The sequence below is a fragment of the Acinetobacter sp. UBA3025 genome (assembly GCF_002367915.1).
GTDB lineage: Bacteria > Pseudomonadota > Gammaproteobacteria > Pseudomonadales > Moraxellaceae > Acinetobacter.
In genome coordinates this window covers 1-7,649 of the sequence record NZ_DFDO01000262.1, presented here as the reverse complement: position 1 = coordinate 7,649, position 7,649 = coordinate 1, and the positions used below count along the sequence as shown (strand labels likewise).

The following is a 7,649-nucleotide window of genomic DNA, read 5'->3' as shown; positions in this document are numbered from 1 at the left end:
AAAAAAGCAGCCCGAAGGCTGCTTGAAATTTATCTATATTTAAATTTTTTCAAGATTTGCCAGACAGCGGTGAATGGCTCCGCATCCCGGTACAAATGCTTTTACTCCTTTTTCCTCTTCCATGCGGCATGCCTCACTCACCAGCCTTTCTGCAACCCCGCGTCCACGGTTGGCCGGATGCACCACAATATTTTCCAGGGTTCGGCTTTCGCCTTGTCCCGTGCACCAGATGGCGCCGATGATTTTGGTGTTAAATTCTGCGGTATAAAGTAAGGTATACTGTGCAAGGTTTTGCTCTAGATGTTCAATGGCATCTGCCCCATCACTAAATTCAGGGCTAGTGTCATACAGTCGCTCAAGCTGGCTGCGCACTTCGTCGTTTTCTAGAGAAGTATAAGCATGTACGGTAATAGGCATTGATAAACCCTCCTGAGCAATCTAATATGCGGTGACGTCGTCACGGCGAAAATATTTTCTACATCAATCATTTTGACGTATTTGAGGAACGTGTCTATGACAGATCGTATCAGTGAAGTGGTAAGAAATACCAACGAAACCAAAATTCGAGTTCGTTTGAACCTCGATGGTACTGGTCAAGGCACTTTAAACACTGGTATTCCATTTTTAGATCATATGATTGATCAAATCAAGCGACATGGTCTGTTCGATATTGATATTCATTGTGACGGAGATTTGGAAATTGATGACCATCATACCGTAGAAGACTGTGGTATTACCTTAGGTCAAGCGTTCGCTCAGGCTTTGGGTGATAAAAAAGGCCTACGTCGTTATGGACACTTCTATGCGCCGCTTGATGAATCTTTAAGCCGTGTCGTGGTGGATCTGTCTGGCCGTCCGGGTCTGTTTATGGACATTCCATTTACCCGTGCCATGATTGGCCGTTTTGATGTAGACCTGTTCTCTGAGTTCTTCCAGGGCTTTGTCAACCACTCGCTGATGACTGTACACATTGATAACCTGAAAGGTAAAAACAGTCACCACCAGATCGAAAGTGTATTTAAGGCATTTGCCCGTGCACTACGTATGGCATGTGAAGTTGATCCACGTGCTGCGAATACTGTTGCTTCAACCAAAGGTACCTTGTAATGACCCGTATTGCCCTTCTTGACTATGGCATGGGAAACCTACACTCAGCAGCCAAAGCACTTGAACACGTCGGTGCAACGGTAGATGTGACTAATGATCCAAAACTGATTGCCCAAGCCGACAAAATCGTTTTTCCGGGTGTGGGTGCAATGCGTGACTGTATGCAAGGCATGCATGAAGCCGGAATTGATGAAGTCGTGCGTAATGCCGTGTTCAACAAACCGGTGTTGGCCATCTGTGTCGGCATGCAGGCCCTGATGCAACGCTCTGAAGAAAATGGCGGTGCTGATGCACTGGGTATTTTTGCAGGTGAAGTGAAACACTTCCCGGAAATGGCAGGTTTAAAAGTGCCGCATATGGGCTGGAACCAAGTACATCAGGCCGATCCAAGCCATCCAATGTGGAAAGACATTGCTCAGGATGCACGTTTCTATTTCGTGCACAGTTACTATGTGGAACCACAAGATCCAAGTATCGTGGCAGCGACCTGTAACTATGGTATTGATTTCTGTACTGCTCTGCATAAAGACAACCTGTTTGCGACTCAGTTCCATCCTGAAAAGAGCCATACTGCAGGCCTTCAATTGCTAAAAAACTTTGTGGATTGGAATATCTAATCCAATACATTTAAAAAGCTCGCATCATGCGGGCTTTTTTTATGGGCTACAGTTTAAAATTTTATTTTTGAAAAATAATTCACATCCAAGCTTCCTTCTCTAAGGTATGCTCTATTCAACCCGAATATTCATCAATGGAAGATGCTTTAATCATGGATACCCAGCTTAACGATATTCTGCCGAGTAAAGAGGCAATAGCAAATTTTCCACCTTTTCAAAATATCGCGCCTGAAAATATTGTGGTGATTAACAGCATTCAGCAATGTGAAGCTCTACGCGAAGAACTTGGGCAGATCGCAGTCTTTGGTCTGGACACTGAGTCTAAACCGACCTTCAAGGTTGGTGAAGTGTCCACTGGTCCGCATCTGATTCAGCTGGCCACTCTGGAAAAGGCCTACCTGTTTCAGATGAATACTGCCATTTGGGATTTTCTGAAACCGATTTTTGCCAATCGAGACCAGATTAAAGTTGGTTTTGGCCTGAAAAATGATGCGCATCTTTTCCGTAAAAGAGGCATTGAGCTGAACAGTGTGATTGAACTGTCAAAGTGCTTTGGTGCGTTCGGCATTAAAAATCCTCTTGGATTAAAAAATGCGATGGCTTTGCTATTTCAGGTGAATTTTCCTAAATCAAAACGGGTCACGACATCGAACTGGGCGAAAAAACATCTCAGTCAGGCACAGATTGAATATGCGGCTGCAGATGCCTATGCACCTTTACTGGTCTTTGAAGAATTGCTGCACCGTGGCTTGGGTCCCAAGGAAGTTCCCAATACTTCACTAAAATTGAAAATTCGCCCGCATTCAAAAATTTGAAGGAACAAAGGATAAGTTTTCTAGCGAAATATCATTTTGATATCAGGCTCCCTCAGGAGTATTGCAAAGAATAAAAAAAATTGAAGAATAAAATCCTGTTACTCCAGTATATCTTCAGACAGGTTTTCTTTTTTCATACCGTTTAAGAGTTAGAAATTTCGACTTTATTTGCTAAGATGAACTCACTGAAATTCATTCTAAAGATTGAGCAAGGAGCGAAAGCATGCTGATCATCCCTGCAATTGACCTGAAAGATGGCAAATGTGTCCGTTTAAAACAAGGTCGTATGGAAGACGATACCGTATTTTCTGACGATCCGGTGGCAACAGCACAGCATTGGGTAAATGAAGGCGCTCGCCGCTTGCATTTAGTAGATTTAAATGGTGCTTTCGCAGGTACACCGATTCATAAGCCAGTGGTAGAAGCCATTGCCAAATCACAGCCAGAATTGCCTATCCAGATTGGTGGCGGAATCCGCTCACTGGAAACCATTGAGCATTATCTGGAAGCAGGCGTATCTTTTGTGATTATTGGTACAAAAGCAGTGCAAAATCCTGAATTTGTAGAAGAAGCATGCAAAAAATTTGCAGGCCACATTATTGTGGGTATCGATGCCATGAATGGCATGGTGGCAACCGATGGCTGGGCGAATGTGACTGATGTAAAAGCGACTGATCTGGCGAAACGTTTCGCGGATGCTGGCGTATCTAGTATTGTTTATACGGATATTGCCCGTGACGGCATGATGCAGGGTGTCAATATCGAGCAAACCGTATATCTGGCACAATATTCAGGTCTGCCTGTGATTGCTTCAGGTGGCGTAACCAATATGGATGACGTGCGTAACCTGAAAGATCAGCCTGGTATTTTAGGTGCGATTACCGGTCGTGCGATCTATGAAGGCACTTTAAATCTACGTGAAGCACAATTATTGCTGGATGAACAAGAAGCGCTATAATAGCATCTGCTGAAAAAGAGGTCTGTGGACCTCTTTTTTTATTGTTCAATTTTTTTGATCTTCTCTCCCATGTCGACATCCGTTTCCCAAACTCCCTCTATCTGGAGAACGAAAGTTCCTCAACTTGCTCTGATCCTGATTACCATCATCTGGGGTGGCAGCTTTATCACTGTACAATATGGCCTGAATTTCAGTAGTCCGGTGATCTTTGTCGGATTACGCTTTGCAGCGGCGGCAATTGCCGTAACTCTGCTGTCGCTGAAGCACTTGAAAGGCATGACGCTTAAAGAAGTGGCAGCGGGTGCCATCATTGGGGCTGTGATTGCGATCGGTTATGGAACACAAACGGTGGGCTTGCAAACGATTAGTAGCAGTGAATCGGCCTTTTTGACTGCGCTATATGTTCCCTTAGTGCCTCTAATGCTGTGGCTGCTATTTCGTAAGAAACCACATTTTATGACCTGGGTCGGTGCCCTGTTTGCCTTTCTTGGCTTGGTCTTTTTAACCGGTAATGGCTTTGGTGCCATTCAGCTGAATTTTGGTCAGGCTTTGACTTTGCTCGGCTCGATTGCCATTGCACTTGAGATTATTTTTATCAGTCATTTTGCTCCGAAGGTGAATACCCGGCGTGTCACCGTGCTACAACTCATTTTTGCCTCGCTATTTTGTTTTCTGATGGCACCGATGCTGGGTGAATCTCAGTTACCTGACTTTCACTGGCATCTGGCAGGTATTTTGGTCGGTCTCGGTATTGCCAGTGCCTGTATTCAGCTGGTGATGAATTGGGCACAGGAAATGGTAGATCCCTCTCAAGCTGCGATCATTTATGCCGGTGAACCGATCTGGGCAAGTTTATTTGGACGTATGGCGGGAGAACGCTTACCTGCTTTAGCACTTATGGGAGGCTTAATGGTCGTACTTGGGGTAATTGCCAGCGAATGGAAACCAAAATTTTTCAGAAAAGAAAAAATAGAAGAGTTGAAGGAAGATCTTTCCTAAGCTTATGAGCTCCCCCTCTTAGAAAAGGGGGAGTTTTTTATCTAGAGAAATATAGCTAATCTTATTTGGTATACATCGGTCGATTGTCATTCAGACGCATAATGCCGCGAATCGCGCGATAGACAATCCAGATCCAGGAAACAAAGACTACAACCAGACAGAAAGTAGATGCACCAAAAGCGACGCCTGCAAACAGGTCCGGATCTTCATGGGTAAAGAACAGAAATAGGAATGGCACAAAGGCTACAATATTCCAGAACAGATACCACCAGAAACTGCGGATTTGCCAGGTGAAGTGGCTTTCAAAAATCGAGCCTCGTACATCCGAGCGCTTCACATAGTTAATAATCAGTGCAATCACTGCCAGCAAGCCACCACTAAAAATGGCCACAATATATAAGATATAAAGAATCAGGGTTAGCGTGCGATTTGAGTCTTTATCAATTGAATAGTTCATCTACGCTCCTGTGGTTGGTTCTAGATATTCAGGCTGTTAAAAGGAGAAATCAGCCATATAATCAAAATGATGTTAAAAGCTATAGTACAAAAATAAATTTGCCGGAAGGGTTGTTTTTGTGTTTTATGCCGTAATTTTTGCTGTGCCAGCCAAGCTGCCGGCCACCCTCCTAGAAATGCCACCAGATGCAGGGTATTTTCAGGAATACGGCGATTGCCCAATTGTGCTGCTTCCTTATCCTGGGCATACAGCCAGTAACTGAGAACATTCATCAGGCTTACCAGTAACAGGACCATTCCACTCAATAAGCCGGCTAAACTAAGTCCCGCCAGTACCAGAATATAGGCCACAGAAGCAACCTGCATCGGCTGCAGTTTTTCTGGCTGACTTCGGCCTGATGTTTTAGTTTTTGTTTTTGCCGTTTTGGTTTGCGATGCTTTCAGGTACATAACCTGCTGGGCACGATAACGTCCCTGCTCGTCCAGAATCACCAGATAATCCAGCGCACAACCAACAATCGGCCGTGGACCGGGACGGGCAAAATCCTTGATATGCAAAAACACGCGATCTTTGGCCGGATCATTAGGCTGAATAAAGCCATAGCCTTTGTCATCAAACCATTCCACTAAACGTCCCTGATCGCGCATTTTGCCTGTTCCTGTTTATTCTAAATTTAAGCTATCACGAATTTTAAACGTTCAATCAGCATGTTACGCATCTCTTCCGGATTTTTTTGCAGAATATCTTCACCGATGCGGCCTTCAGCCGCATTTTTCTGTGCCACTTGTAAACGCATCATCCAGAAACGGCCCGCAGCCATTGCCAAGTAAAGCTCCAGACATGATTTTTCATCCTCAGTCAATGGACGTACAGTTTCATAGGCTTTTAAAAAGGCATTGGCCTTTTCTTCATTTAAAGTAACTTCCGGATAATTGGTACAGAAGTCATTTAAAGTAATCGCGATATCAAACAGGAATTCATCTTTATTCAGTTCATAAAAGTCCAGAATTCCTTTCAGCTGATCACCCTCAAACAGGGTATTGTCACGGAACAGATCCGAATGGATAAAGCCACGTGGACGATCTGGATAAACTGCGGTTAAAGCTTCATACAGGCCCAGAAGTTTACCCAGTAAGACTTTATCTGCTGCGTTCAGACTCGGTTTAATTTCCTGCGCTACGTTATACCAGTAGGCATGGTCACGGACAAAGGCACGCTCAAGTTTAAAATCTTTCAGTGCGACATGCATTTTGGCCTGAGCAATGGCAATCGCTTCCGCCTGCGCAACGGTAGATGGCATCGGATGCTCGCCCATCATGCGTGGTGCAATTTGTGCCGGCTTATTTTTTAGCGTATGAATGGCTTTGCCTGAATGGGATAAAGGCACCGGTACGGCCAGACCTGCCTGCCCCAGATGCTGCAAGACCGGCACCAGTTCTCCGGCGGCCTGTTCATCCATATCTTCAAAAACGGTCAGCACATATTGCTGGTTTTCGCAGACCAGAAAATAGTTTGTATTCTGGATACCTCCTTGAATGGGAATCAGATCAATCACCTCAAGTCCATAGGGTGCTGCGAAATCCTGAACTTCCTTTAAAGTCAAAGTGGTATAAACCGACATAGAAAACCTGCGAAAAAACTTACATATTTTTGCTAGAATACCGTTTCCATCTACCAAGGTGTAGCGCTTGCGTGGGTGAGTTTCATAATCGGCTGTAATAATTGGAAAAATTTATGCTAGCTAAACGTATTATTCCTTGTCTGGACGTCGACAACGGTCGCGTAGTCAAGGGTGTTCAGTTCCTTGATATTCGTGATGCGGGTGACCCGGTAGAAGTGGCACGCCGTTATAATGAACAAGGTGCCGATGAAATTACTTTCCTTGATATTACCGCTACACATCATGGACGCGACACCACTTACCGTACCGTTGAGCGTATGGCTGAATCTGTATTCGTACCGCTTACCGTAGGCGGTGGCGTGCGTAAAGTCGAAGATATTCGTCTACTATTAAATGCAGGTGCGGATAAAGTCAGCATCAACTCGGCAGCCGTCTTCAACCCTGAGTTTGTACAGGAAGCCTCACAGCGTTTTGGCGCGCAATGTATCGTGGTAGCGATTGATGCCAAAAAAACTGGCGAGAATAAATGGGAAATCTTTACCCACGGCGGACGCAAACCGACTGGTATTGATGCCCTGGAATGGGCAGAGAAAATGGCCAGCTATGGCGCAGGCGAACTGTTAATTACCTCTATGGATGCCGATGGCACCAAAGCAGGTTATGACATTCCACTCATGCGTGCCATTAATGACCGTGTGACTGTACCGACGATTGCCTCTGGTGGCGTAGGCAATTTGCAGCATCTGGCTGACGGGATTATCCATGGTGGTGCCGATGCAGTACTTGCCGCCTCTATTTTCCACTTTGGCCAACATACCATTCCTGAAGCCAAGGCTTATCTAGCTGCTCAAGGCATTGAAATGCGTCTTTAAACGACAGCCTTCAAATGAAAAAGAGCGTGAATATCACGCTCTTTTTTTATGCATTATTCTTAGAAATCATTTAAATTCTGGACAAAAAAAAGGAGTCTTGCGACTCCTTATAAAACCAAGAATAGACTACAGCGCTTGGTGTCAACATAACCAGTAAAATCTAACCATAACTCAAGTATTCATAACAACCTGTCAGCGTTAGG

The 7,649-nt window shown here is 44.7% G+C and carries 10 protein-coding genes; 6 read left to right on the top strand and 4 right to left on the bottom strand.

Going from position 1 to position 7,649, the window contains the following annotated elements:
- Positions 1-39: 39 nt before the first annotated feature.
- Positions 40-417, bottom strand: coding sequence for a GNAT family N-acetyltransferase (locus B4J23_RS11085; protein WP_004781604.1), 378 nt, complete (start codon positions 415-417; stop codon positions 40-42).
- 96 nt (positions 418-513) lie between these two features.
- On the opposite strand from B4J23_RS11085, the gene hisB reads away from it, so the two are divergent.
- From hisB to B4J23_RS11060, 5 genes are all read left to right on the top strand, one after another.
- Positions 514-1,107: an imidazoleglycerol-phosphate dehydratase HisB gene (hisB, locus tag B4J23_RS11080; RefSeq protein WP_005232589.1), complete on the top strand. Its 594-nt coding sequence runs from the start codon at positions 514-516 to the stop codon at positions 1,105-1,107.
- Complete coding sequence (hisH, locus tag B4J23_RS11075; protein ID WP_004781601.1) at positions 1,107-1,724, top strand: imidazole glycerol phosphate synthase subunit HisH; 618 nt, start codon at positions 1,107-1,109, stop codon at positions 1,722-1,724. The genes hisB and hisH overlap by 1 nt, the downstream gene beginning before the upstream one ends.
- Before the next feature lie 152 nt (positions 1,725-1,876).
- A complete protein-coding gene (locus B4J23_RS11070; RefSeq protein ID WP_159123744.1) occupies positions 1,877-2,539 on the top strand; it encodes a 3'-5' exonuclease in 663 nt (220 codons plus the stop codon).
- A gap of 223 nt (positions 2,540-2,762) precedes the next feature.
- Positions 2,763-3,497: a 1-(5-phosphoribosyl)-5-[(5-phosphoribosylamino)methylideneamino]imidazole-4-carboxamide isomerase gene (gene hisA / locus B4J23_RS11065; protein ID WP_180159201.1), complete on the top strand. Its 735-nt coding sequence runs from the start codon at positions 2,763-2,765 to the stop codon at positions 3,495-3,497.
- 69 nt (positions 3,498-3,566) lie between these two features.
- Positions 3,567-4,496 (top strand): DMT family transporter, encoded by a 930-nt coding sequence (locus B4J23_RS11060; RefSeq protein ID WP_291360623.1) that lies wholly within the window; start codon positions 3,567-3,569, stop codon positions 4,494-4,496.
- Between the two features lie 61 nt (positions 4,497-4,557).
- Here B4J23_RS11060 and B4J23_RS11055 read toward each other — a convergent pair whose 3' ends face one another.
- From B4J23_RS11055 to B4J23_RS11045, 3 genes are read right to left on the bottom strand one after another with little or no spacing between them, the layout of a single operon-like run.
- Entirely contained in the window at positions 4,558-4,953 is a 396-nt protein-coding gene (locus B4J23_RS11055; protein ID WP_004781593.1) for a DUF4870 family protein, read from the bottom strand.
- Positions 4,954-4,973: 20 nt separating this feature from the next.
- Positions 4,974-5,600, bottom strand: a complete 627-nt coding sequence (locus B4J23_RS11050) for a DUF1294 domain-containing protein (protein ID WP_180087121.1) — start codon at positions 5,598-5,600, stop codon at positions 4,974-4,976.
- Between the two features lie 26 nt (positions 5,601-5,626).
- Positions 5,627-6,574: a homoserine kinase gene (locus B4J23_RS11045; RefSeq protein WP_291360618.1), complete on the bottom strand. Its 948-nt coding sequence runs from the start codon at positions 6,572-6,574 to the stop codon at positions 5,627-5,629.
- A 113-nt stretch (positions 6,575-6,687) separates the two neighbouring features.
- Here B4J23_RS11045 and hisF point away from each other — a divergent pair, with 113 nt between their 5' ends.
- Positions 6,688-7,446, top strand: coding sequence for an imidazole glycerol phosphate synthase subunit HisF (gene hisF / locus B4J23_RS11040; protein WP_004781588.1), 759 nt, complete (start codon positions 6,688-6,690; stop codon positions 7,444-7,446).
- Positions 7,447-7,649: the final 203 nt, after the last annotated feature.

Bases quoted from the DNA above. Each gene is read 5' to 3' on its own strand.
- B4J23_RS11070 (WP_159123744.1), top strand. From the start codon at position 1,877: ATGGATACCCAGCTTAACGATATTCTGCCGAGTAAAGAGGCAATAGCA.
- hisF (WP_004781588.1), top strand. From the start codon at position 6,688: ATGCTAGCTAAACGTATTATTCCTTGTCTGGACGTCGACAACGGTCGC.
- hisB (WP_005232589.1), top strand. From the start codon at position 514: ATGACAGATCGTATCAGTGAAGTGGTAAGAAATACCAACGAAACCAAA.
- B4J23_RS11085 (WP_004781604.1), bottom strand. From the start codon at position 417: ATGCCTATTACCGTACATGCTTATACTTCTCTAGAAAACGACGAAGTG.
- hisH (WP_004781601.1), top strand. From the start codon at position 1,107: ATGACCCGTATTGCCCTTCTTGACTATGGCATGGGAAACCTACACTCA.
- hisA (WP_180159201.1), top strand. From the start codon at position 2,763: ATGCTGATCATCCCTGCAATTGACCTGAAAGATGGCAAATGTGTCCGT.
- B4J23_RS11055 (WP_004781593.1), bottom strand. From the start codon at position 4,953: ATGAACTATTCAATTGATAAAGACTCAAATCGCACGCTAACCCTGATT.
- B4J23_RS11050 (WP_180087121.1), bottom strand. From the start codon at position 5,600: ATGCGCGATCAGGGACGTTTAGTGGAATGGTTTGATGACAAAGGCTAT.
- B4J23_RS11045 (WP_291360618.1), bottom strand. From the start codon at position 6,574: ATGTCGGTTTATACCACTTTGACTTTAAAGGAAGTTCAGGATTTCGCA.
- B4J23_RS11060 (WP_291360623.1), top strand. From the start codon at position 3,567: ATGTCGACATCCGTTTCCCAAACTCCCTCTATCTGGAGAACGAAAGTT.